The following is a 21,815-nucleotide window of genomic DNA, read 5'->3' on the forward strand; positions in this document are numbered from 1 at the left end:
AACCCTGAATTTCAGAATTTTTCTCTTCAACCGAACCGGCTGTTTGTGTGAAGTGATTCACATCCGCCGTGTCGATGGAGGCGCATTATAGGGAGTTCTCGAGCACCTGCAATAGAAAAATTGCAGAAAAATGACTGACTGCTGCATTCCCCAGCAAAACCCCGCTTTATACCCTTTTACACACAGAATTATCCACAGGCACACGGCAAAACACGGCTTAAACCCCGGTACATCCATTGCCATATAAGGAGAGAACCATCGGCTTAAAGAGAAAGATAAAAATTCGCGAGCGTTGCGCAAACGTTTTCGTTACAATGCCGCGCTATGACACGGATGCCCGGTTGGGTGCGTTAGGTGAGTTTTTAGGCAAAAACTCACCTAACGCTCTCTGTAATGTTCAAATCCTGGGGATTTAATACCATGCAACAACGTCGTCCAGTCCGCCGCGCCCTGCTCAGTGTTTCTGACAAGGCAGGTATCGTCGAATTCGCGCAGGCGCTTTCCGCTCGTGGTGTCGAGCTGCTGTCCACCGGCGGCACCGCTCGCCTGCTGGCAGATAAAGGCCTGCCGGTTACCGAAGTCTCTGACTACACCGGTTTCCCGGAAATGATGGATGGACGCGTGAAGACCCTGCATCCGAAAGTACACGGCGGCATCCTCGGTCGTCGCGGTCAGGATGACGGTATCATGCAGCAACACGGTATCTCGCCTATCGATATGGTTGTCGTTAACCTCTACCCGTTCGCCCAGACCGTCGCTCGTGAAGGATGCTCGCTGGAAGACGCGGTGGAAAACATCGATATCGGCGGCCCGACTATGGTGCGCTCCGCGGCGAAGAACCATAAAGATGTCGCCATCGTGGTTAAGAGCAGCGACTACGACGCCATCATTAATGAGATGGACGCCAACGAAGGTTCTCTCACGCTGGACACCCGTTTCGACCTCGCGATTAAAGCCTTCGAACACACCGCCGCTTACGACAGCATGATCGCTAACTACTTCGGCAGTATGGTTCCGGCCTATCACGGCGAAAGTAAAGAAGCCGCTGGCCGCTTCCCGCGTACCCTGAATCTAAACTTCATTAAGAAGCAGGATATGCGCTACGGCGAAAACAGCCACCAGCAGGCTGCCTTCTATATAGAAGAGAATGTAAAAGAAGCCTCCGTGGCGACCGCCACCCAGCTGCAGGGCAAAGCGCTCTCGTATAACAACATTGCCGATACCGATGCGGCGCTGGAGTGTGTGAAAGAGTTCAACGAGCCGGCCTGCGTTATCGTTAAGCATGCCAACCCGTGCGGCGTTGCCGTCAGCGACTCGATCCTCGACGCCTACGATCGCGCTTACAAAACCGATCCAACCTCCGCCTTCGGTGGCATCATAGCCTTTAACCGCGAGCTGGATGCTGAAACCGCGCAGGCGATCATCTCTCGCCAGTTCGTCGAAGTGATCATCGCGCCATCCGCCAGCGAAGAAGCGCTGAAAATCACCGCCGCTAAGCAGAACGTTCGCGTGCTGGTCTGCGGCCAGTGGGATGCTCGCGTCGCGGGTCTCGATTTCAAACGTGTCAATGGCGGCTTGCTGGTTCAGGACCGCGATCTTGGTATGGTCACCGCGGGCGAACTGCGCGTGGTCAGCAAACGTCAGCCGAGCGAGCAAGAGCTACGCGATGCGCTGTTCTGCTGGAAAGTGGCGAAATTCGTCAAATCCAACGCCATCGTTTATGCCAAAAATAATATGACCATCGGTATCGGCGCCGGTCAGATGAGCCGCGTCTACTCGGCGAAAATTGCCGGGATTAAAGCCGGTGACGAAGGTCTGGAAGTGAAAGGCTCCGCCATGGCTTCTGACGCCTTCTTCCCGTTCCGCGATGGTATTGATGCCGCCGCGGCCGTCGGCATCACCTGCGTTATCCAGCCGGGCGGCTCTATCCGCGATGAAGAAGTAATTGCCGCCGCGGACGAACATGGTATCGCCATGATCTTCACCGACATGCGCCACTTCCGCCATTAATTCACGGAGCAGCAGATGAAAGTATTAGTAATCGGCAACGGCGGGCGCGAACACGCGCTGGCCTGGAAAGCGGCCCAGTCGCCGCTGGTTGATACCGTCTACGTCGCGCCGGGCAACGCGGGCACCGCGCTGGAGCCGGCGCTGCAAAACGTCGCTATCGGCGTTACCGATATTCCGGCGCTGCTACGTTTCGCGCAGGATGAAAAAATCGACCTGACGATCGTTGGCCCGGAAGCGCCGCTGGTCATTGGCGTAGTGGACGCGTTTCGTGCCGCAGGGCTCGCCATCTTCGGGCCAACCGAAGGCGCCGCGCAGCTGGAAGGTTCAAAAGCCTTCACCAAAGATTTCCTCGCTCGTCATCATATCCCGACGGCGGAATACCAGAATTTCACCGAAGTTGAGCCTGCGCTGGCTTACCTGCGCGAGAAAGGCGCGCCGATCGTCATCAAAGCCGACGGTCTGGCGGCGGGTAAAGGCGTTATCGTGGCGATGACCCTTGAGGAAGCCGAAGCGGCGGTGAAAGATATGCTGGCCGGTAACGCCTTTGGCGATGCAGGCCACCGCATCGTGATTGAAGAATTCCTCGATGGCGAAGAAGCCAGCTTTATTGTCATGGTCGACGGCGAGCACGTCCTGCCGATGGCCACCAGCCAGGATCACAAGCGCGTCGGCAACGGCGATACCGGCCCGAACACCGGCGGCATGGGCGCTTACTCCCCGGCGCCGGTAGTGACCGATGAAGTCCATCAGCGCACCATGGAGCGGATTATCTGGCCAACAGTTAAAGGTATGGCCGCTGAAGGCAACACCTATACCGGTTTCCTGTATGCCGGTCTGATGATCGACAAGCAGGGCAACCCGAAGGTTATTGAGTTCAACTGCCGCTTTGGCGATCCGGAAACTCAGCCGATCATGCTGCGCATGAAATCCGATCTGGTCGAGCTGTGCCTTGCCGCCTGCGCGGGCAAGCTGGACGAGAAAACCTCCGAGTGGGATGACCGCGCCTCGCTGGGCGTTGTGGTGGCCGCCGGCGGCTATCCGGGCAACTACAACACGGGCGATGAGATCCACGGTCTGCCGCAGCAGGAAGCGGCAGACGGTAAAGTCTTCCACGCCGGCACCAGGCTGTCTGACGACCAGCGCGTAGTCACCAACGGCGGACGCGTGCTGTGCGTAACCGCGCTGGGTGACACCGTGGCGCAGGCGCAGCAGCGCGCCTATGAACTGCTGACCGATATTCGCTGGAACGGCAGCTTCAGCCGTAACGATATCGGCTGGCGCGCCATCGCGCGTGAAAAAACTAACGGCTGAGTTTTGCCAGCAGCGTTTTACGCGTAATGCCTAACTGACGGGCGGCTTCAGTTTTGTTGCCGCCCGTTTTTTCCAGCGCCGACAGTATGACTTCTTTTTCGACTTCCACTAACGGCTGAATCAACGCCTCATCGTTGCCAGTGACCGGCAGCGTCGTACCTGCTATCGCCAACGGCAGTTCACGCTCGGAAATGTATTCTCCGGTCAGTAGCACCACCGCCCGCTCCACTGCATTTTCCAGTTCGCGGATATTCCCCGGCCAGCCGTAGTGAATCAACAGGTCCATCGCCTGCGGCGTAAATCCCTGCACCGTTTTACGATTGCGTTCGGCATAGCGCTTAAGAAAGTGCTGCGCCAGCGGTGGAATATCTTCACGCCGCTGACGCAGTGGCGGCATATCAATGGTTACGACGTTCAGGCGATAATAGAGATCCTGGCGAAAGCGCCCGGCGCTTACCTCCTCCGCCAGATTACGATGGGTGGCGGCAATTAGCCGCACATCGACAGAAAGCGTCTGATTACTGCCAACGCGCTGCACTTCGCGTTCCTGAATCGCCCGCAGCAGACGCACCTGCATCAGCGGCGAGATATCGCCAATTTCATCAAGAAACAGAGTGCCGCCATCCGCCTCGACAAAACGCCCTTCCCGCCGCCGCTCCGCGCCGGTAAAAGCCCCTTTTTCATGACCGAACAGCTCGGACTCCAGCAGCGACTCATTGAGCGCCGCGCAGTTTAGCGTCACCAGCGGCTTCTCGCGGCGCTCGCTGCAAGCGTGGATGGCGCGCGCCACCAGTTCTTTACCGGTTCCCGATTCGCCGCAGATCAGCACCGTCGCATCCGAGGGCGCCACCAGCGTAATATTGTTGATAAGCGCCTGCATTGCCGGGCTATCGCCAATCATGCCCCATTGCGAATCCGTCGCGGCGCTGGAATCGCCTTCACTCTGCCGGGTATGCGCCAGCGCCTGAACCAGCGTCTGCTGTAGAGTGTCAAAATCCAGCGGCTTGACCAGATAATCCAGCGCGCCGGACTTAATAGCCTCAACCGCCGTGCCGACGCTGGAGAACGCCGTCATGATTAATACCGGAATCGCCGGGTTATAGGCTTTGATCTCTTTTAATGTCGCGATACCGTCCATCTCCGCCATGCGGATATCGCATAGCACCAGGTCGAACACCTGCCGATGGATCTGTTCCAGCGCCTGCAGGCCGTTGTGGGCTAACGCCACTTGATAGCCCCAGCCACGCAGCAGCGCCTGCAAAATCGTGCAGTGGCTAACGTCATCATCGACGACCAGAATCTGTATTTTATCGCTGCTCATCTTCCCTCCGTTGAGCATCCACCGGTAACCAAAGCGTAAATATCGCTCCGGCCCCCGGCTGGCTTTCGGCGCGGATTGTCCCGCCATGTTGTTCGATAATATTCTGTACTACCGCCAGCCCCAGCCCCGTGCCGTCCGCCTTGGTGGTGAAATAAGGGGTAAAGATGGCCTGCAGTTCTTCATCGCTCATCCCCTTACCGCTATCCTTGACGACAATTTTCACACGTTGCCGATCGGCTTCGCTTGCCGATACGTGAATGACGCCGCCGCGGCCAATAGCCTGCATCGCGTTCAGATACAGATTCAACAGCACCTGGTTCAGACGGTCGGGGTCGGCTTTAATAGAGGTTAATTCAGGGCGCGGAGTAAATTGCAGCGCGATCCCGCGACTCTGCGCATCCTGGCTTACCAGCTGCAATGAGTGGTGGATAAGCGCGTTGATATCGACGGGCTGGTAGTTTAAATGGGCTGGACGAACCAGCTCCAGCAGCTCGCTGACGACCCGGTTCAGGCGATCGGCCTCTTTGGCCATCACCAGCGCTAACTCCTGCGCCTCGCCGCCCGGCGGCGTACGCTCGGCAAAATACTTCGCCAGTCCTTTAATCGAAGAAAGCGGATTGCGGATCTCATGTGCGACGCCAGCCGCCAGATGCCCAAGGGCCAGCAGTTTTTCTTTGCGGGCCATCGCCTCCTGAAGCTGCTGGCGTGAGAGACGGTAGCGGCGGAACCAGAACTGAGCGAGGATCGTCGCGACGATGACCAGCGCCGCGGCCGCCAGCATGATCATCATATTACGCAAGCCGCGGGCCTGCGCCGCATCCAGCTCGCGGCTATCAAAGGCGATAAAAATTACCTGTGGAACATTGGGCTGAGCCAGCGTGCTGTTGCAGCGCTTCATCATCCCCATATGGTGACCACGAGCAGGGTTAAGCGGGCGAAACTGGCGATAAATCTCCAGTGCCGGTTGCGGCTCGGCAAGCCGGCGCCAACGCTCCTGTTCACGCACCTTGAGTTCACGCATTTGCGCGGGACTGTACAGCGCCTTATCCAATTGCTGCGGATCGCTGTGGGCGATAATTTTACCGTTTTCATCGGTCACCGCGAACCACAGCACACCGGGCTGCCAGGCCATCTCCTCCAGCAGCGCCTGCAGCTGCGCGTGATGCATTCGCATCCCCATGCCGACACGCGTGCCGGACTCCAGCGCGCGGATCAGCACCTCCCCTTTTTCTTCGATGGTTTGCCGGGCGGCGGCGGTTTCCCGGCCATAATCGCGGACAATCATCGCGGAAAACAGAATAACCAACAGGACAACCGTGCCGGTCAGTAACCAGCTCAGGGTGTCCCGGGAAAATGAGGTAATGCGCGGCATGGGCGGGTCCTTATCGTGTCCTTATTCGCTATCACCAGGATCCATCAGCAGGAATCATGCCATTTTTCCACACCGTGAAACCTGTCCTCAGACATATCGCCGGTGATTTAGCGAGTAAAAATGACTCGCAGGCCCCAGCCAGAACGGGTCATTTTTACTCGCCAGGATAATGTTCGCCGCGGGCAGGCCTGTATTCACGCGTTTTTTCAGGCTGGCATGGAAGATGCAATACCGAGGGAAACCACACAGGAGATCACGCTATGAAACGGAAACCGACTTTATCCCTCGTCCTCGTGGCGCTTGCCGCACTGACCTTTGGCAGTCACGCGGCCTGGGCCGGACATCACTGGGGTTATAACAACGGGATGGGCGCGCAGGGTTACAGCCAGCTCACCCAGGAACAGCAAGCGACCGTGCAGAAGCTACATGACAATTACTATGCGCAAACGAGCGCCCTGCGCCAGCAGCTGCAGTCCAAACGCTACGAGTACAATGCGTTGCTCACCGCGCAGAAACCGGAAAGCGGAAAAATTGAGGCCGTGGCGAAGGAAATGGAAACATTAAGCCAGCAGCTGGATCAGCAGCGGGTAAAATTTGATATCGCCCTTGCGGAAGCAGGCGTTCCTCGCGGCGCGGGTATGGGTTACGGCGGCTGCCGCGGTAACGGCGGTGGTCATATGGGCATGAACCACTGGTAAAACTCAGAACGATTTTTCGTTCGGCTGCCAGGTACAGAAGTTTTCGTTAGCCACCAGCAGCAGTTGCGAGCCTTCCGGCGCCTCCAGCCACGCTACGCTCACTTCCACGGAGGAGTGATTCTGGCGGCGTTCAATATGCGCTAATGCCCGCTCATCAAGGTCAGGCTTCACGGTCTGGCCTTCACAGGTGGTCACGGTACGATCGGCATGCCAGCGCCCCTGGCGTAATACCACTCGTCCTTGACGCAAGGCGTCGCTGGTTTCGCGGATTTGCTGCGCCCGATAGCGGTACAGCGCGACCTGGTCGTTTGAAAGCTGCTGTTTTTCACCATCTACTTCACGCTGCATAAAACTCAGCTCGCCCTGGGCGTCAAAGCGGGCGCGAATATGTTCCGGCGGTTTGCCGTACACGTTGAGCTCAATAAGCGTTAGCTGGCCATCCTGCCAGCGGTACTCGCTGGTTGAGGTGTCGCCGCGGTGCCATGGACTAAAAGCGGCAAGCAGGTGAACTTCATCGCCGGCATCTTTGCGCCAGATGCGCATGGCGCCCTGGTTATCGGCGTAGCCGCTGGCGGTGAAAGGAGGAAGAGAAGAATCGTGACTGCAGGCAGTGAGCAATAGCGCGCCTGCCAGCGTCAGCGTGCGACGCCAGTTAGACAAAAGGGGCTTAAAAGCCCCTTCGTTAAAACTGGACACTGCCACGCGGTCTTACTTGACTGCGTCTTTCAGCGCTTTGCCAGAAACAAATGCTGGCACGTTAGCTGCAGCGATTTTGATTTCTTTACCGGTCTGCGGGTTGCGGCCAGTACGCTCAGCACGGTGGTTCACTTTGAAGGTACCGAAACCAACCAGTTGAACAGCATCACCTTCTTTCAGAGACTCGGTAATTGCAGCCAGGGTGGATTCCAGGGCAGCTTTTGCCTGTGCTTTAGACAGGTCAGCTTTGTCCGCAATTACATCAATCAGTTGAGTCTTGTTCATAAGTTATCCTTACAATGTGTTTATCGCTTGCTAAGCATCGAGTGCGACGGAAATGCCAGAAAAGCACTCTCCTGCATACACGCACCGATAGCCACTTTTTTTCGCCCCCCAAATGTAGACCAGACAGGGGGCGGAATGGAAGTCTTCAGACGCTACAATTCAGGCGGTAAATCACGTTTTGTGGTCTCATTGCTGAAAATTTATACCAATATTGCTTTCGCCGGCCTCTCGCAGGTCTGCGCGCAGCCCTTTAATCAGTTCAATGTCGCGTTCTTCGCAGTCGGCCAACAGGCGGAAAATCTCCCACTGAATGTCCCATTCTTGTTCTACCGCCGGGTTAGCTTTGAGCTCTTCATCGGTCATTTCGCGACCTTCCTGGGTCATTTCCAGCATCGAGACGGTAGTAATGGAAGTCTTACTGACCTCGATAGCATGCTCCAGCGTTTCACCGCTCAGGCGTGAGTGGATTAATTCGCTCAGCGCGACGCAGGCATCGATAGCCGGATAGACGCCGTACATGTCGTAGTCATCCGCGGACGGAATCGCCTCTTCCAGCTTTTCCAGCTGACTATCGAAATTCACCTTCGCATCTTTTACCGTCAGCGTTTCCCAGATCAGGTCAAGGATACGACGATATAACTGGCCGTCGCCAAACTCGGTTTGCTTGCAGAACATGGCGTAGTTGGGGTACATACGCTCGCACAGGCAGGCCATAAAGGTGACGTGCTGCCAGCTCTCCAGTTTCTCCAGGCGCAGATGAATCGGGTTTTGTAACATGATGAATTCTCGAAGTCAGAAATTAGGCGCAGTGTACCTGAATCAGCCGTGATTTGCTTGCCAACGCACAAAGGAAGGCCGACGGGATGCCACGGCATCGGCCCAACGCGTGGGTTCGGGTAGCCGGTAGCCCTGCATGCAGCGTTCCACCCACATTAACGCGCTATCCATACCCACGCGGTGGCCGGTACTGATAAACAGTGGGTTGCAGCGTGCTTTGCTGCGCCAGACCCAGGCCAGCTGATCGCCCTTGTCGATTAATGGCGCCAGCGCGCCGGGCTCGGCGCCGAGCGGTTCAAACTTCCCGCATAAGCGTTTTTTCGCTACGCCAATCGTTGGCACATCAACCATCAGGCCAAAATGGCTGGCGACGCCAAGCCGCCGGGGATGTGAAATACCGTGGCCGTCGACGAACAACAGATCGGGCTTTTGCGATAGCTGTTGCCACGCCGCCAGCAGCGCGGGCGTCTCGCGAAAGGAGAGAAAGCCGGGGATGTACGGCATCGTGGTGGCGACGCGCGCCACCTGATACTCCACTAGCTCAAGCCCCGGATAAGTTAGCAGCACCATCGCAGCGCGGGTAATTTCCCCTTCCTGCTCAAACCCCACATCGGCGCCGCCGATCAGTACCGGCGGATCGCGATCCAATCGGTCCGCACGTTCTACCGACGCGGCTAAAGATTGCTGTTGGGTTCGCAGCGCAGCTAAATCCATCATGCTTATCTCCTATTGGTGATATTGCGCGGAGAGACGATGCACCGCCTCAACAAAGACTCCTGCATGCTGTGGGTCGACGTCCTGATGGATGCCGTGACCAAGGTTAAAGACATGGCCTTCGCCCTGGCCGAAGCCGGCGAGAATGTTCGCCACTTCGTCTTCAATACGGGCGGCAGGTGCATAAAGCATCGACGGGTCCATATTGCCCTGCAGCGCCACTTTGTGGCCTACGCGACGGCGAGCGTCGGCAATATCGGTAGTCCAGTCGAGACCCAGCGCATCGCAGCCGGTCTCCGCCATCGCTTCCAGCCATTGTCCGCCGCCTTTGGTGAACAGCGTCACCGGTACGCGACGACCTTCGTTTTCCCGCAGCAGGCCATCGACGATTTTATGCATGTAGTAGAGCGAGAACTGCTGATAGTCGCGGCCGGTCAACACGCCGCCCCAGGTGTCGAAAATCATCACCGACTGCGCGCCCGCTTTGATCTGCGCGTTCAGATACAGGGTGACGCTTTTCGCCAGCTTGTCCAGCAGCGCGTGCAGCGCCTGCGGTTCGGCGTACATCATCTTTTTGATGACGGTAAAGGCTTTGCTGCTGCCGCCTTCAACCATGTAGGTCGCCAGCGTCCATGGGCTGCCGGAAAAACCAATCAGCGGCACTTCGCCTTTCAGTTCACGGCGAATGGTGCGCACGGCGTTCATCACGTAGCCTAATTCTTGTTCCGGGTCCGGCACCGGTAGCTTGTCGACGTCGGCTTTGCATTTCACCGGCGAGGTGAAGCGCGGGCCTTCGCCAGCTTCAAAGTACAGTCCCAGCCCCATCGCGTCCGGAATCGTCAGGATGTCCGAAAAGAGGATCGCCGCATCCAGCGGGTAACGGCGCAGCGGCTGTAGCGTCACTTCGCAGGCCAGCTCGGCATTTTTACACAGCGACATGAAATCGCCCGCTTGCGCGCGGGTGGCTTTGTATTCCGGGAGATAGCGGCCTGCCTGGCGCATCATCCACACCGGGGTGACATCAACCGGCTGGCGCAGCAGCGCACGCAGGTAACGATCGTTTTTCAGTTCGGTCATTTTTACATTCCTTTAGCGTTGATGCGCCCAGTGTAACATGTCACTCGTACTCTGCCCGACACATCGCCACCGTATCTTCGATCAGGCGTCGCGCCACGGTGCCCGGCGGCGGCAGTAGCGGCAAGTCGTCATAGCGATACCACTCTGCGCTCAGCAGCTCTTTTTTATCCACGACAATATCGCCGCTGTCGTATTCAGCCATAAAGGCGGTCATCAGTGATTGCGGGAAAGGCCACGGCTGGGAGGTCACATAGCGTAGGTTTTTCACCTTAATGCCGCTCTCTTCCATGACTTCGCGTGCGACCGCCTGCTCAAGGGTTTCGCCCACTTCGACAAACCCGGCCAACACCGTATGGACACCATTACGATGGCGGGTATGCTGCGCCAGTAAAATCGAATCGTCGCGACGAATGGCGACGATAATGCAGGGGGCAATTTGCGGATAATAGCGCTCGCGACAGTGGCCGCAGAGCATCGCCCACTCGGTTTTACTGACGTGCATCGGGTGGCCGCAGTAGCCGCAAAATTTATGCGATCGATAAAACTCGGCCAACTGGATCCCGCGCCCTGCTAACTGGAAAAGCCCAGGATCCTGATCCAACACCTGGCGCAGCGATCCCATATCATGGCGACGATCCTGACGCACCAGCCACACCGCTTCGCCTTGCCACTCGCCGAGATGTAGCGCGCGTTCACCGACAAGATCAAAATTTACCGCTTCGCCATGTGGTAATTCCCCTGCGGGAAGCCATAATTTTTGTTCGTGACTGACGATCCACCAGCCGCGATCTAATTTTTCAATAATACGATCCATATCTATTGCGCTACCTTCGTTTTACTGGCACTTTTAACATTATATTTACATTTGCTGAGCAACGTTATTTTTAATCTTGCGGAGTCAATCATGTTAAACCAGCTGGAAAACCTGACGGAACGTGTTGGAGGCAATAACAAACTGGTCGATCGCTGGCTGCTTGTGCGTAAGCATTTGCTCGTGGCTTACTACAACCTGGTTGGCCTGAAACCCGGCAAAGAGTCCTTTATGCGGCTTAATGAAAAGGCGCTGGATGACTTTTGCCAAAGCCTGGTGGATTACCTCTCATCCGGTCATTTTAATATTTATGAACGTATTATCGGAGAAATGGAAGGGAGTACCCCTCTTTTAGCCGCCACCAAAATCTACCCGCAGCTGGAAGCCAATACCCAGCAGATGATGGACTACTACGATACCTGCCTCGAAAACGCCATCGATCATGATAACTATCTCGAATTTCAGCAGGCGCTGTCGGATATCGGCGAGTCGCTGGAGGCGCGCTTCGCGCTTGAGGACAAGCTGCTGGCGCTGGTCGTCGCTCACGATCGGAAAGACAGCGTTGGCGACAATATCGCGCCGACCGCTTGAGTTGTGAACCGTTAACGAGTAATTTACATACATTATCCCTCTGCGGAGGGATTTCATCTTGTCGGAGTGCCTATTTTCCACACGAAAGCTGAAGTGGAAAAGGCTGAGACCGTTTATTCGGGATCCGCGGAACCTGATCAGGCTAATACCTGCGAAGGGAACAAGAGTAAACTGCTGGTCGCACCTGCCCGTTACGGGTTGGTCGCATCTGTTACTCCATCCGTCGTCTGACAAGCCATCTCCTTTTTTTGTAACTGGAATGCGCTATGTCTACTACCAAACTGACCCGCCGGGAACAACGCGAACACGCGCAGCGATTCATTGATACGCTGGAAGGTACCGCTTTTCCCAATTCACGCCGTATCTACATTCAAGGCTCACAGGCTGATATCCGCGTCCCGATGCGTGAAATCCAGCTCAGCCCGACGCTCATCGGCGGTGATAACGATAACCCCCAATACGAAGCCAACGAACCAATACCGGTGTACGACACCTCCGGGCCTTACGGCGACCCGGAGATCAACATCGATGTCCGCCAGGGTCTGACCAAACTACGCCAGCGGTGGATCGACGCACGTAACGACTGCGCGCCGCTCAGCGAACGCAGCTCGGCATACACTAAAGCGCGGCTGGCCGACGATGGCCTCGATGAACTGCGCTTCGGCGGCCTGCTGACGCCTAAACGCGCCGTCGCCGGCAAATGCGTAACGCAACTACACTACGCCCGCCAGGGGATCGTCACCCCGGAGATGGAATTCATCGCCATTCGCGAAAACATGGGCCGCGAGCGTATCCGCAGCGAGGTGCTGCGCCAGCAGCATGCCGGAGAAGGCTTTGGCGCCCGCCTGCCGGACAACATTACCGCCGAGTTCGTCCGCGATGAAGTCGCTGCCGGGCGAGCCATCATCCCGGCCAATATCAATCACCCGGAATCCGAACCGATGATTATCGGCCGCAACTTCCTGGTGAAAGTGAATGCCAATATCGGCAACTCGGCGGTGACCTCTTCCATCGAGGAAGAGGTCGAGAAGCTGGTCTGGTCAACCCGCTGGGGCGCCGACACGGTAATGGACCTCTCCACCGGCCGCTATATCCACGAGACCCGCGAATGGATCCTGCGCAACAGCCCGGTGCCGATTGGTACCGTCCCGATTTACCAGGCGCTGGAGAAAGTTAACGGCATTGCCGAGAACCTGACCTGGGAAGCCTTCCGCGATACCCTGCTGGAACAGGCCGAACAGGGCGTCGACTACTTCACGATTCATGCCGGGGTGCTGCTGCGCTATGTGCCAATGACCGCGAAGCGGTTGACCGGTATCGTCTCGCGCGGCGGTTCGATCATGGCCAAGTGGTGCCTGTCGCATCATCAGGAAAACTTCCTCTACCAGCACTTCCGCGAAATCTGTGAAATCTGCGCCGCCTATGACGTGTCGCTGTCCCTCGGCGATGGTCTGCGCCCCGGCTCGATTCAGGATGCCAACGACGAGGCGCAGTTCGCCGAACTGCATACGCTGGGCGAGCTGACTAAAATCGCCTGGGAGTATGACGTTCAAGTGATGATTGAAGGCCCCGGCCACGTGCCGATGCAGATGATTCGCCGCAATATGACCGAAGAACTGGAGCACTGCCACGAAGCGCCGTTCTACACGCTGGGGCCGCTCACCACCGACATCGCGCCGGGCTATGATCATTTCACTTCCGGTATCGGCGCGGCAATGATTGGCTGGTTTGGCTGCGCCATGCTGTGCTACGTCACGCCAAAAGAACATCTCGGCTTGCCCAACAAAGAGGATGTAAAACAGGGGCTGATTACCTATAAAATCGCCGCCCACGCTGCCGACCTCGCTAAAGGCCACCCCGGCGCGCAGATCCGCGACAACGCGATGTCCAAAGCGCGTTTCGAATTCCGCTGGGAAGACCAGTTCAACCTCGCGCTCGATCCCTTTACCGCGCGGGCCTATCACGATGAAACCCTGCCGCAGGAATCCGGCAAAGTCGCCCACTTCTGCTCCATGTGCGGGCCGAAATTCTGTTCGATGAAAATCACCCAGGAGGTCCGCGACTACGCCGCGAAGCAAAGTATCGAGGCCGGCATGGCCGATATGTCGAATAACTTCCGCGCCCGCGGCGGTGAAATCTACCTGAAAAAGGAAAATGCCTGATGTACCAGCCTGACTTTCCGCCCGTACCGTTTCGTCTCGGGCTTTATCCGGTTGTCGATAGCGTGGCGTGGATTGAGCGCCTGCTGGAAGCCGGCGTGCGCACCATTCAGTTACGGATCAAGGACCAGCGCGACAGCGACGTAGAGGATGATGTCATCGCCGCCATCGCACTTGGCCGCCGCTATCACGCACGGCTGTTTATCAATGATTACTGGCAACTGGCGATTAAGCACCGGGCGTACGGCGTACATTTGGGTCAAGAAGACCTGGAAACCACCGATCTGAGCGCCATCCGTAAAGCCAGACTGCGCCTTGGCGTCTCCACTCACGACGACATGGAAATTGACGTCGCGCTGGCGGCGCGCCCTTCCTACATCGCGCTGGGCCACGTCTACCCGACACAAACCAAACAGATGCCTTCGGCGCCGCAGGGCCTCGAACAGCTTGCCGGGCATATTCATCGTCTGGCCGATTATCCGACGGTAGCGATAGGCGGCATCAGTCTGGAAAAAGCGCCGGGCGTACTGGCGACCGGCGTCGGCAGCATCGCGGTCGTCAGCGCCATTACCCAGGCAACAGACTGGCGGGCTGCCACAGCACAACTGTTAGCGCTGGCAGGATCAGGCGATGAATGATCACGACTTCATGCGCTACAGCCGCCAGCTATTGCTGGAAGATATCGCCATCGAGGGACAGCAGAAACTGTTAGCCAGCCGGGCGCTGATTATCGGCCTGGGCGGCTTAGGTTCGCCGGCGGCGCTATATCTGGCGGGGGCCGGCGTCGGGACGCTGACCCTGGCCGATGACGACGCGGTGCATCTCAGCAACCTGCAGCGGCAAATTCTGTTCACCAGCGACGATATCGACCAGCCAAAAGCCGCGGCGGCAAAGACGCGGCTCAACCAACTCAATCCGCAAATCCGCCTCGTGGCGCTACAGCAGCGCTTAAGCGGCGAGTCGCTGCGCGCCGAAGTGGCGAAAGCCGACGTGGTGCTGGACTGTACCGATAACATGATTGCCCGCCAGGCGATTAACGCCGCCTGCGTCGCCCTTGAGACGCCGCTGGTAACCGCCAGCGCCGTCGGCTTCGGCGGCCAGTTGATGGTGCTGACGCCGCCCTGGGCGCAGGGCTGCTACCGCTGCCTGTGGCCGGACACCGCCGAACCACAGCGTAACTGTCGTACCGCGGGGATCGTCGGCCCGGTCGTCGGCATGATGGGGACGCTGCAGGCGCTGGAAGCCATTAAGCTCCTTAGCGGCATGGCGACGCCGCGCAACACGCTACGGCTGTTTGACGCCCGCACCAGCAACTGGCGCAACCTTACGTTGCAAAAGGCCCGGGGCTGTCCGGTTTGTGGAGGACATCATGCAAGTCTGGTTTAACGACGAACCGCTGGAGTGCGCGGACAACCTCAGCGTAAGCGCCCTGCTTAGCCAACTGGAACAGCTCCAGCCGGGCGTTGCGCTGGCGCTCAACCAACACATCCTGCCACGCGAACGGTGGGAAGATCATCTCTTGCAGGAAGGCGATCGGGTCCTGCTTTTTCAGGTTATCGCCGGAGGCTGACATGTTACGTATTGCTGATAAGACATTTGAATCCCACATTTTTACCGGAACCGGCAAATTCGCCGCCCCGGAGGTAATGGTCGAGGCGATTCGCGCCTCGGGAAGCCAGCTGGTGACGCTGGCGATGAAGCGCGTCGATTTACGCCAGCATAATGACGCGATTCTCGCGCCGCTGCTGGCGGCGGGCGTTAACCTGCTGCCGAATACCTCAGGCGCCAAGACGGCGGAAGAAGCGGTTTTTGCCGCCCGCCTGGCGCGGGAAGCCTTAGGTACCCACTGGCTGAAACTGGAGATCCACCCGGACGCCCGCTGGCTGCTGCCTGACCCCATTGAAACCCTGAAGGCGGCGGAGCTACTGGTGCGCGAAGGGTTTGTCGTCTTGCCCTATTGCGGCGCCGACCCGGTCCTGTGCAAACGGCTGGAAGAGGCTGGCTGCGCGGCGGTGATGCCGCTGGGTGCGCCGATAGGCTCCAATCAGGGGCTGGAAACCAGGGCCATGCTGGAGATTATTATCGAACAGGCGACGGTACCGGTGGTGGTTGATGCCGGGATTGGCGTGCCGAGCCACGCGGCGCAGGCGCTGGAAATGGGCGCTGATGCGGTACTGGTCAACACCGCCATTGCCGTCGCCGACGATCCTGTCGCCATGGCCCGCGCCTTCCGCATGGCGGTCGATGCCGGATTACTGGCGCGTCAGGCCGGACCGGGGGCGCGCAGTACTCAGGCGCAGGCCACCAGCCCGCTGACCGGCTTTCTGGAGGCACTGGCATGAAAACTTTCAGCGATCGCTGGCGGCAGCTGGAATGGGATGACATCCGCCTGCGCATCAACAGCAAAACCGCCGCCGACGTCGAACGGGCGCTGGCGGCAAAACAACTCACCCGCGATGACATGATGGCCCTGCTCTCACCTGCCGCGGCCGACTATCTTGAACCGCTGGCCCAGCGCGCGCAGCGCCTCACCCGGCAGCGCTTCGGCAACACCGTCAGCTTTTACGTACCTTTGTATTTGTCCAACCTGTGCGCCAACGACTGTACCTACTGCGGCTTCTCAATGAGTAACCGCATCAAGCGCAAGACGCTGGATGAAGCGGAGATTGCCCGCGAATGCGCCGCAATCCGCAATTTAGGCTTTGAACATCTCCTGCTGGTCACCGGCGAACATCAGAGTAAGGTCGGAATGGATTATTTCCGCCAGCACCTGCCAGCCATTCGCCGCCAGTTTGCCTCGCTGCATATGGAAGTGCAGCCGCTGGCGACCGAAGAATATGCCGAACTAAAAACGCTGGGGCTTGATGGGGTGATGGTCTATCAGGAGACCTACCATGAAAGTATGTATGCCCAGCACCATCTGAAGGGTAAAAAGCAGGATTTCTTCTGGCGCCTTGATACACCGGATCGTTTAGGCGAAGCGGGGATCGATAAGATCGGCCTCGGCGCGCTCATTGGCCTTTCCGACAGTTGGCGAGTGGACTGCTTTATGGTCGCCGAGCATCTGCTATGGCTACAGCAGCGCTACTGGCGCAGCCGCTACTCTATCTCCTTTCCGCGTTTACGCCCTTGCGCCGGCGGTATTACGCCAGCTTCGCTGATGGACGAGCGTCAGCTGGTGCAGACCATTTGCGCCTTCCGCCTGCTGGCGCCGGAGGTTGAGCTGTCGCTCTCGACCCGTGAATCACCGTGGTTCCGCGACCGGGTGATCCCGCTGGCGATTAACAACGTCAGCGCGTTCTCCAAAACCCAACCCGGCGGCTACGCCGACGATCATCCGGAACTTGAGCAATTTGCTCCCCACGACGATCGCCGCCCTGAAGAGGTTGCCAGCGCGCTGGCCGCCCGTGGCCTACAGCCGGTATGGAAAGACTGGGATAGCTGGCTGGGACGCGCCTCGCAATCATCATGAAGTATGATGCAAGCCGCTGATTATTTTGCGTGCCTGCACGAGAGATGGAAAACGGAGGCTCGCCCAACTGCCGCCATTTTTCTATTCTGCCAGGGTCAGCAGCGGACGCTGACCAGGGCGAGTTTTTCTTTCCTCTCTTCGCCCTGCCTCTACCGTCCGCACTGCCGCAAACATATTACTATCGAATATTAATCACGATGCTGAGCGCACTCAGCGTTATAATTTAGCGATAGTTACCTGATTCGCTAAGCAGGCATGCTGGCTTAACCTGCGTCTAAACCCACGGTTTATACCCTAAATAATTCGAGTTGCAGAACAAAACGGCTAGCCGTTTTGAACAGCGCTTGCGCTGGCCCCGTAAAGGCGAGGCCCAAGGATGGGCCGAGTTATTGCCAACGCACATGCAACTTGAAGTATGACGGGTATATTGATTCTGGACGATTAACAACTTATGGCACGCCACAACAGAAAGCTTTCTTTTACTACGCCGATCGTAGTGGGCTTTGCGGGGATTTTGCTCAGCTTTTTACTGATCGCAATCTTTGTTACCGCGACGCAGAAGAAAAATTTTCTCGAAGATTATCATCATATTAACCGCAACTTTACCCATAATCTTGCGGTGAACTACACCGAATCTCTGCTGCGCGAGAATGACTACATTCTGGCGCGCGCGACGAAATACTTCGCCCGCGACGATGCGCTCAATATCGCCGTAAATGTCAATCCGCAAAAGGGTCTGGACGATCTGATGCGTTTGCAGGAGCTGATGCCGACGGTCTCCTCCATTTCGCTTGCCGATACTCTCGGCCATTATCTGCGCGCTCCCGAGGTGATGGAAGGCGATGAGAGCCGCTCGTTTGATCCTAAAACGCGTCCCTGGTTTATTCGCCAGGCGGAAGCCAGTACCTTCAGTCTCTATACCACTCCTTACCTTGACTACTTCACTCACCATCCTACCGTCACCGTCTACCGGCCTGTCATTTCGCCGCAGGGGCGGCTCAAAGGTAGCCTGGCGTTTCATATGGATCTAACGTCGATGGGCTACGCGTTACGGCAGATTGTCTCACCGGTGCAGGGCGAGTTTTTTGTCGTGCAACGCGACGGCAAAGTGGTGATCCATCCCGATACCGGCGCGCTATTTAAAACCTACATTAGCGCGGAACTCATGGACAAAATGACCAGTGCGGAAGGCCAGCTTTATGATGAGGAGCATAAGGCCTGGTACTACTACTATTCCTTTACCAATCCTGACTGGTTCGTTATTTTCCGCGTTACCGATGCCACCCTTGACGACCTGACGCGCTATGAAACCGATATTGTCGCCTGGGGCTTCGCTCTTGCCGCTATCGTCATTGTTCTGTTCGGGCTTTATCTGCGTCACGCTTCGCGTACCGTACTGATGAACATCATTAACGCCATCAAGACCGGCGACGTCAAACGCGCGCCGCGGCTGGAAGCCATGCTCAGCAAAGCGATCGAGAGCAATAAACAGCGTGAGCTCACCTATGTCCGCCAGGCCACCATCGATGCCCTGACCGGCTGCAAAAACCGCCGCGCCTTCGACAGCGATATCGCCGCGCTGATGAACGATCACCAGCCTTTCGCCCTCGCGTTGGTCGATATCGACAACTTCAAATCGATTAATGATACCTGGGGCCATCTCAATGGCGACATCGTGCTGCGCAACGTCGCGCGTGAAGGGTTACAGATCCTGCAGCCTCAGGAGATCTCGCTTTACCGCTACGGCGGCGAAGAGTTTGCCGTAATCTTCCCTGCCGAACATATCGACAACGCGCTCACCATTCTGGAGAGCTGGCGCCTTAACGTTGCCAGCCGAACCTGGCGCGAAGAAGGATTAACCGTCACCTTTAGCGCCGGCCTCGGAGAGTGGAATATGGAGCCGCTGGAAAAACTGGTCGTTAGCGTGGATGAAGCGTTGTATAAGGCCAAACAGCAGGGCAAGAACCGAATCGTTCGCGCCTGAGCGTAACCCTCTGATAGCCCGCTTTTGCGGGCTTTTTTATCTCTGCCGCTGCAAAATTGAAACCGGTTTCATTTTTTGTGATGTTTTACACACAATCATGGTGAAGCGGTTGTGCCACGCCGCCGCCCGCGATAAAGATGGTATATCAAGGAACATACATAAGGGCGATGAAACAATGAAGAATATCGTTTTATGCTGTGCCGCAGGAATGTCCACCAGCATGCTGGTGCAACGTATGAAAGACGCCGCGCAAAAGAAAGGCATCGAAGTGTCTATTAAAGCCGTGCCGGTAGCGGAGTTCAAAGATAACCTGGCCGCGGCGGATATTATACTGCTCGGCCCACAGGTGAAGTATGAACAGGCAAAACTACAGGCGCTAGCCGACCCGGTTGGTAAAAAGGTCGCCGTTATCGATATGATGGATTACGGCATGATGAAAGGCGATGCCGTTCTTGATAAAGCCCTGAAGCTGATGGAGTAAGGCATGGAAGATTTAGAGACGATTATCATGGAGCTGCTGGTCAACGCCGGCTCCGCGCGCAGTTCTGCCCTCACTGCCCTACAGCAGGCGCGTAAAGGGGATTTCGCCGCCGCCGAGCAGGCTATGGCCGACTCCCACGAATTTGTAAAGCATGCGCATAAAATCCAGACCCAGCTTATCGGCATGGATGAAGGCAGCGGCAAGCTGCCGGTGAACCTGATTACCGTGCACTCCCAGGATCATCTGATGAACGCGATGGTGATTCAGGATTTAGCGACCGATATGATCGAACTGTATCGCCGCCTGCCGCCCGCACAATAATCCTAATGAGCTAGCAGGCGCCGCCAGCGGCGCCTGTCTCACTTACAGAAAACCGTACATCGCCGCGAACACCCAGCCGAAGACGCAAGAAACGCTCACGCCAATTAATCCCGGCAGAATAAAGCTATGGTTAATGACGAAGCGGCCAATATGGGTTGTGCCTGAACGGTCAAACTGAATCGCCGCCAGATCGCTTGGGTAAGTCGGCAGGATGTAATAGCCATAGCAGGCGGGCGCGGAAGCGACGATATAGGCCGGGTCAACGCCGATCGCCAGCGCCACCGGGACAATGGCCGCCAGCGCCGCCGCCTGAGAGTTGACGAACTTCGATACCAATAACAGCACGATAGCGTAGGCCCACGGGTACTCCTTCACCATCTCTCCTAGCACGCCTTTAATCTCGGTCATGTGCGCGCCGAACATGGTTTCCGCCATCCACGCGATACCATACACCGCGACGATAGCGATCATCCCCGAGCGGAAAACCTCATTTTTAGAAATCGAAGCCGGATTGGTTTTGGTAATAATAATGATGAGCGCCCCGGAGAGCAGCATGAACATCTGGATCACCAGAACCATTGAGAGAGGCTTTCCGTCGAACGCCGGACGCAATTCAGAAAACGCGCCAAGCAGCGCCACCACGGCAATTGAGGCAAGGAAGATCCACATCGCAATCCAGTTGCTGGTCGGCAGCTTTTTATCCAATAGCGTGGCCGTGTCGCCATAAACATAATGACGGTTTTCCGGTATCGCAATAAACGCCTGGAAGGTCTCGTCTTTATCAAGATCTTTACCGCGGAACCAGCTGAAGATACCAATCGCCAGGATCCCTAGCAGCGTTGACGGAATGGTTATCGCCAGCAAATCGAGAAACTCAAGGTGCTTACCGTTAAAGGTAAAATTCCCGAGCATCGCCACCAGCGAGACCACCGCCACCGAAACCGGGCTGGCAATGATCCCCATCTGGGCGCCAATTGAGCTCGCCGCCATCGGCCGCTCCGGGCGAATATTATTTTTGATAGCCACGTCGTAAATAATTGGCAGGATCGTATACACCACATGGCCGGTACCGCACAGGATCGTCAGCGTACAGGTGACGAATGGCGCGACGATAGAAACGTATTTGGGATTGCGCCGCAGGAGCTTCTCGGCAATCTGCAGCATCACGTCTAAACCGCCAGATGCCTGTAGCGTCGCCGAGGCGGCCACCACCGCGATAATCACCAGCATGACATCAACCGGCGGCTTTCCCGGTTTAAGATGAAAGACAAAAACTAAGATAACTAACCCAATGCCGCCTAAAAGGCCGAGCGCAATACCACCCTTTTTCGCGCCGTAGAACAGACAAATTAAGATAATGATGAGCTGTATAGCAAATTCCATGTATCCCCCAGAAGCTATCCATTAAATAACGACAATACTCTCCGCCTTATTTTTATTTTTGCTCACCTCCTCCATTGCCTTTTAACAGGCGCAGCGAACCCCTCAGTTGCGGTAAACCGAAAAGGATGGGGAAAAGTAATCACATGATTCTTTGAGTGTTTTGACTATATAGCGTTTACGTCGCTTATTTTTTGATACATGTAGAATTTTTATCCATCGATTAGTGATGGCATAAAGAAATAGCAAATTGATAATTACCAGGCATGTTTAATTTGCTAATTAATTGCGGCAATTACATTAAATAAATGTAATTTATTTTAGGTGAGATAAATCGACAGGTAATAAAAAAGCC

At 56.6% G+C, this 21,815-nt stretch carries 22 protein-coding genes and 1 riboswitch; of the genes, 13 read left to right on the top strand and 9 right to left on the bottom strand.

Going from position 1 to position 21,815, the window contains the following annotated elements; translation table 11 throughout:
* Positions 1-420: 420 nt before the first annotated feature.
* On the top strand, positions 421-2,010 hold the full coding sequence (gene purH, locus PGR09_RS23955; RefSeq protein ID WP_430916568.1) for a bifunctional phosphoribosylaminoimidazolecarboxamide formyltransferase/IMP cyclohydrolase: 1,590 nt from the start codon (positions 421-423) through the stop codon (positions 2,008-2,010).
* A 15-nt stretch (positions 2,011-2,025) separates the two neighbouring features.
* Positions 2,026-3,321, top strand: coding sequence for a phosphoribosylamine--glycine ligase (gene purD, locus PGR09_RS23960; protein WP_045397319.1), 1,296 nt, complete (start codon positions 2,026-2,028; stop codon positions 3,319-3,321).
* On the opposite strand, the gene zraR is transcribed toward purD, so the two are convergent.
* Both zraR and zraS read right to left on the bottom strand, forming a co-directional pair.
* Positions 3,311-4,642, bottom strand: coding sequence for a sigma-54-dependent response regulator transcription factor ZraR (gene zraR / locus PGR09_RS23965; RefSeq protein WP_047047107.1), 1,332 nt, complete (start codon positions 4,640-4,642; stop codon positions 3,311-3,313). The genes purD and zraR overlap by 11 nt on opposite strands.
* On the bottom strand, positions 4,629-6,014 hold the full coding sequence (gene zraS / locus PGR09_RS23970) for a two-component system sensor histidine kinase ZraS (RefSeq protein ID WP_430916569.1): 1,386 nt from the start codon (positions 6,012-6,014) through the stop codon (positions 4,629-4,631). Before zraS ends, zraR begins: the two co-directional genes overlap by 14 nt.
* Before the next feature lie 260 nt (positions 6,015-6,274).
* Between zraS and zraP the strand changes: the two genes are divergently transcribed.
* On the top strand, positions 6,275-6,712 hold the full coding sequence (zraP, locus tag PGR09_RS23975) for a zinc resistance sensor/chaperone ZraP (protein ID WP_063415965.1): 438 nt from the start codon (positions 6,275-6,277) through the stop codon (positions 6,710-6,712).
* 3 nt (positions 6,713-6,715) lie between these two features.
* On the opposite strand, the gene PGR09_RS23980 is transcribed toward zraP, so the two are convergent.
* The 6 genes from PGR09_RS23980 to nudC form a co-directional block, all read right to left on the bottom strand.
* Positions 6,716-7,408, bottom strand: coding sequence for a DUF1481 domain-containing protein (locus PGR09_RS23980; protein WP_045397364.1), 693 nt, complete (start codon positions 7,406-7,408; stop codon positions 6,716-6,718).
* 12 nt (positions 7,409-7,420) lie between these two features.
* Positions 7,421-7,693, bottom strand: coding sequence for a nucleoid-associated protein HU-alpha (gene hupA, locus PGR09_RS23985; RefSeq protein ID WP_002884342.1), 273 nt, complete (start codon positions 7,691-7,693; stop codon positions 7,421-7,423).
* A gap of 186 nt (positions 7,694-7,879) precedes the next feature.
* Positions 7,880-8,470: a YjaG family protein gene (locus PGR09_RS23990; RefSeq protein ID WP_430916570.1), complete on the bottom strand. Its 591-nt coding sequence runs from the start codon at positions 8,468-8,470 to the stop codon at positions 7,880-7,882.
* A 42-nt stretch (positions 8,471-8,512) separates the two neighbouring features.
* Positions 8,513-9,184 (bottom strand): deoxyribonuclease V, encoded by a 672-nt coding sequence (nfi, locus tag PGR09_RS23995; RefSeq protein WP_045413593.1) that lies wholly within the window; start codon positions 9,182-9,184, stop codon positions 8,513-8,515.
* Positions 9,185-9,196: 12 nt separating this feature from the next.
* A complete protein-coding gene (gene hemE / locus PGR09_RS24000; RefSeq protein WP_015704014.1) occupies positions 9,197-10,261 on the bottom strand; it encodes a uroporphyrinogen decarboxylase in 1,065 nt (354 codons plus the stop codon).
* Between the two features lie 40 nt (positions 10,262-10,301).
* The gene (nudC, locus tag PGR09_RS24005) at positions 10,302-11,075 is read right to left on the bottom strand and encodes an NAD(+) diphosphatase (RefSeq protein ID WP_045397329.1); all 774 of its coding nucleotides are present in this window, start codon (positions 11,073-11,075) and stop codon (positions 10,302-10,304) included.
* Positions 11,076-11,165: 90 nt separating this feature from the next.
* On the opposite strand from nudC, the gene PGR09_RS24010 reads away from it, so the two are divergent.
* The 10 genes from PGR09_RS24010 (at position 11,166) to PGR09_RS24055 (ending at position 20,080) form a co-directional block, all read left to right on the top strand.
* Positions 11,166-11,663 (top strand): Rsd/AlgQ family anti-sigma factor, encoded by a 498-nt coding sequence (locus PGR09_RS24010; protein ID WP_045397331.1) that lies wholly within the window; start codon positions 11,166-11,168, stop codon positions 11,661-11,663.
* A gap of 52 nt (positions 11,664-11,715) precedes the next feature.
* Positions 11,716-11,840: riboswitch (TPP riboswitch) on the top strand.
* Between the two features lie 89 nt (positions 11,841-11,929).
* The gene (gene thiC, locus PGR09_RS24015) at positions 11,930-13,825 is read left to right on the top strand and encodes a phosphomethylpyrimidine synthase ThiC (RefSeq protein WP_045397333.1); all 1,896 of its coding nucleotides are present in this window, start codon (positions 11,930-11,932) and stop codon (positions 13,823-13,825) included.
* Entirely contained in the window at positions 13,825-14,460 is a 636-nt protein-coding gene (gene thiE / locus PGR09_RS24020) for a thiamine phosphate synthase (RefSeq protein ID WP_430916571.1), read from the top strand. Before thiC ends, thiE begins: the two co-directional genes overlap by 1 nt.
* Positions 14,453-15,208: a HesA/MoeB/ThiF family protein gene (locus tag PGR09_RS24025; protein ID WP_045397339.1), complete on the top strand. Its 756-nt coding sequence runs from the start codon at positions 14,453-14,455 to the stop codon at positions 15,206-15,208. The genes thiE and PGR09_RS24025 overlap by 8 nt, the downstream gene beginning before the upstream one ends.
* Positions 15,192-15,392, top strand: coding sequence for a sulfur carrier protein ThiS (thiS, locus tag PGR09_RS24030; protein ID WP_015704010.1), 201 nt, complete (start codon positions 15,192-15,194; stop codon positions 15,390-15,392). The genes PGR09_RS24025 and thiS overlap by 17 nt, the downstream gene beginning before the upstream one ends.
* 1 nt (position 15,393) lies before the next feature.
* Positions 15,394-16,164 carry a thiazole synthase gene (gene thiG, locus PGR09_RS24035; RefSeq protein WP_045397342.1) on the top strand — a complete coding sequence of 257 codons (771 nt, stop codon included), beginning with the start codon at positions 15,394-15,396 and terminating at the stop codon, positions 16,162-16,164.
* Entirely contained in the window at positions 16,161-17,294 is a 1,134-nt protein-coding gene (gene thiH / locus PGR09_RS24040) for a 2-iminoacetate synthase ThiH (protein ID WP_047067099.1), read from the top strand. The genes thiG and thiH overlap by 4 nt, the downstream gene beginning before the upstream one ends.
* 451 nt (positions 17,295-17,745) lie before the next feature.
* Positions 17,746-19,278, top strand: a complete 1,533-nt coding sequence (locus tag PGR09_RS24045; protein ID WP_047047091.1) for a sensor domain-containing diguanylate cyclase — start codon at positions 17,746-17,748, stop codon at positions 19,276-19,278.
* 175 nt (positions 19,279-19,453) lie between these two features.
* Positions 19,454-19,759, top strand: coding sequence for a PTS sugar transporter subunit IIB (locus PGR09_RS24050; protein ID WP_045380683.1), 306 nt, complete (start codon positions 19,454-19,456; stop codon positions 19,757-19,759).
* Positions 19,760-19,762: 3 nt separating this feature from the next.
* Positions 19,763-20,080: a PTS lactose/cellobiose transporter subunit IIA gene (locus tag PGR09_RS24055; RefSeq protein ID WP_045397355.1), complete on the top strand. Its 318-nt coding sequence runs from the start codon at positions 19,763-19,765 to the stop codon at positions 20,078-20,080.
* 42 nt (positions 20,081-20,122) lie between these two features.
* On the opposite strand, the gene dcuB is transcribed toward PGR09_RS24055, so the two are convergent.
* Positions 20,123-21,463, bottom strand: coding sequence for an anaerobic C4-dicarboxylate transporter DcuB (dcuB, locus tag PGR09_RS24060; protein ID WP_045397357.1), 1,341 nt, complete (start codon positions 21,461-21,463; stop codon positions 20,123-20,125).
* Positions 21,464-21,815 lie beyond the last annotated feature (352 nt).

It is taken from the genome of Klebsiella sp. 141251 (assembly GCF_050600725.1).
Classification (GTDB): domain Bacteria; phylum Pseudomonadota; class Gammaproteobacteria; order Enterobacterales; family Enterobacteriaceae; genus Klebsiella; species Klebsiella aerogenes.

What these genes read in the sequence shown, in the direction of transcription:
- PGR09_RS24055 (WP_045397355.1), top strand. Translation starts at nt 19,763, where the DNA reads ATGGAAGATTTAGAGACGATTATCATGGAGCTGCTGGTCAACGCCGGC.
- PGR09_RS24025 (WP_045397339.1), top strand. Translation starts at nt 14,453, where the DNA reads ATGAATGATCACGACTTCATGCGCTACAGCCGCCAGCTATTGCTGGAA.
- thiE (WP_430916571.1), top strand. Translation starts at nt 13,825, where the DNA reads ATGTACCAGCCTGACTTTCCGCCCGTACCGTTTCGTCTCGGGCTTTAT.
- dcuB (WP_045397357.1), bottom strand. Translation starts at nt 21,463, where the DNA reads ATGGAATTTGCTATACAGCTCATCATTATCTTAATTTGTCTGTTCTAC.
- purH (WP_430916568.1), top strand. Translation starts at nt 421, where the DNA reads ATGCAACAACGTCGTCCAGTCCGCCGCGCCCTGCTCAGTGTTTCTGAC.
- nfi (WP_045413593.1), bottom strand. Translation starts at nt 9,184, where the DNA reads ATGGATTTAGCTGCGCTGCGAACCCAACAGCAATCTTTAGCCGCGTCG.
- PGR09_RS23990 (WP_430916570.1), bottom strand. Translation starts at nt 8,470, where the DNA reads ATGTTACAAAACCCGATTCATCTGCGCCTGGAGAAACTGGAGAGCTGG.
- zraP (WP_063415965.1), top strand. Translation starts at nt 6,275, where the DNA reads ATGAAACGGAAACCGACTTTATCCCTCGTCCTCGTGGCGCTTGCCGCA.
- PGR09_RS24045 (WP_047047091.1), top strand. Translation starts at nt 17,746, where the DNA reads ATGGCACGCCACAACAGAAAGCTTTCTTTTACTACGCCGATCGTAGTG.
- zraS (WP_430916569.1), bottom strand. Translation starts at nt 6,014, where the DNA reads ATGCCGCGCATTACCTCATTTTCCCGGGACACCCTGAGCTGGTTACTG.
- thiC (WP_045397333.1), top strand. Translation starts at nt 11,930, where the DNA reads ATGTCTACTACCAAACTGACCCGCCGGGAACAACGCGAACACGCGCAG.
- thiH (WP_047067099.1), top strand. Translation starts at nt 16,161, where the DNA reads ATGAAAACTTTCAGCGATCGCTGGCGGCAGCTGGAATGGGATGACATC.
- nudC (WP_045397329.1), bottom strand. Translation starts at nt 11,075, where the DNA reads ATGGATCGTATTATTGAAAAATTAGATCGCGGCTGGTGGATCGTCAGT.
- hemE (WP_015704014.1), bottom strand. Translation starts at nt 10,261, where the DNA reads ATGACCGAACTGAAAAACGATCGTTACCTGCGTGCGCTGCTGCGCCAG.
- purD (WP_045397319.1), top strand. Translation starts at nt 2,026, where the DNA reads ATGAAAGTATTAGTAATCGGCAACGGCGGGCGCGAACACGCGCTGGCC.
- zraR (WP_047047107.1), bottom strand. Translation starts at nt 4,642, where the DNA reads ATGAGCAGCGATAAAATACAGATTCTGGTCGTCGATGATGACGTTAGC.
- PGR09_RS24010 (WP_045397331.1), top strand. Translation starts at nt 11,166, where the DNA reads ATGTTAAACCAGCTGGAAAACCTGACGGAACGTGTTGGAGGCAATAAC.
- PGR09_RS24050 (WP_045380683.1), top strand. Translation starts at nt 19,454, where the DNA reads ATGAAGAATATCGTTTTATGCTGTGCCGCAGGAATGTCCACCAGCATG.
- thiS (WP_015704010.1), top strand. Translation starts at nt 15,192, where the DNA reads ATGCAAGTCTGGTTTAACGACGAACCGCTGGAGTGCGCGGACAACCTC.
- hupA (WP_002884342.1), bottom strand. Translation starts at nt 7,693, where the DNA reads ATGAACAAGACTCAACTGATTGATGTAATTGCGGACAAAGCTGACCTG.
- thiG (WP_045397342.1), top strand. Translation starts at nt 15,394, where the DNA reads ATGTTACGTATTGCTGATAAGACATTTGAATCCCACATTTTTACCGGA.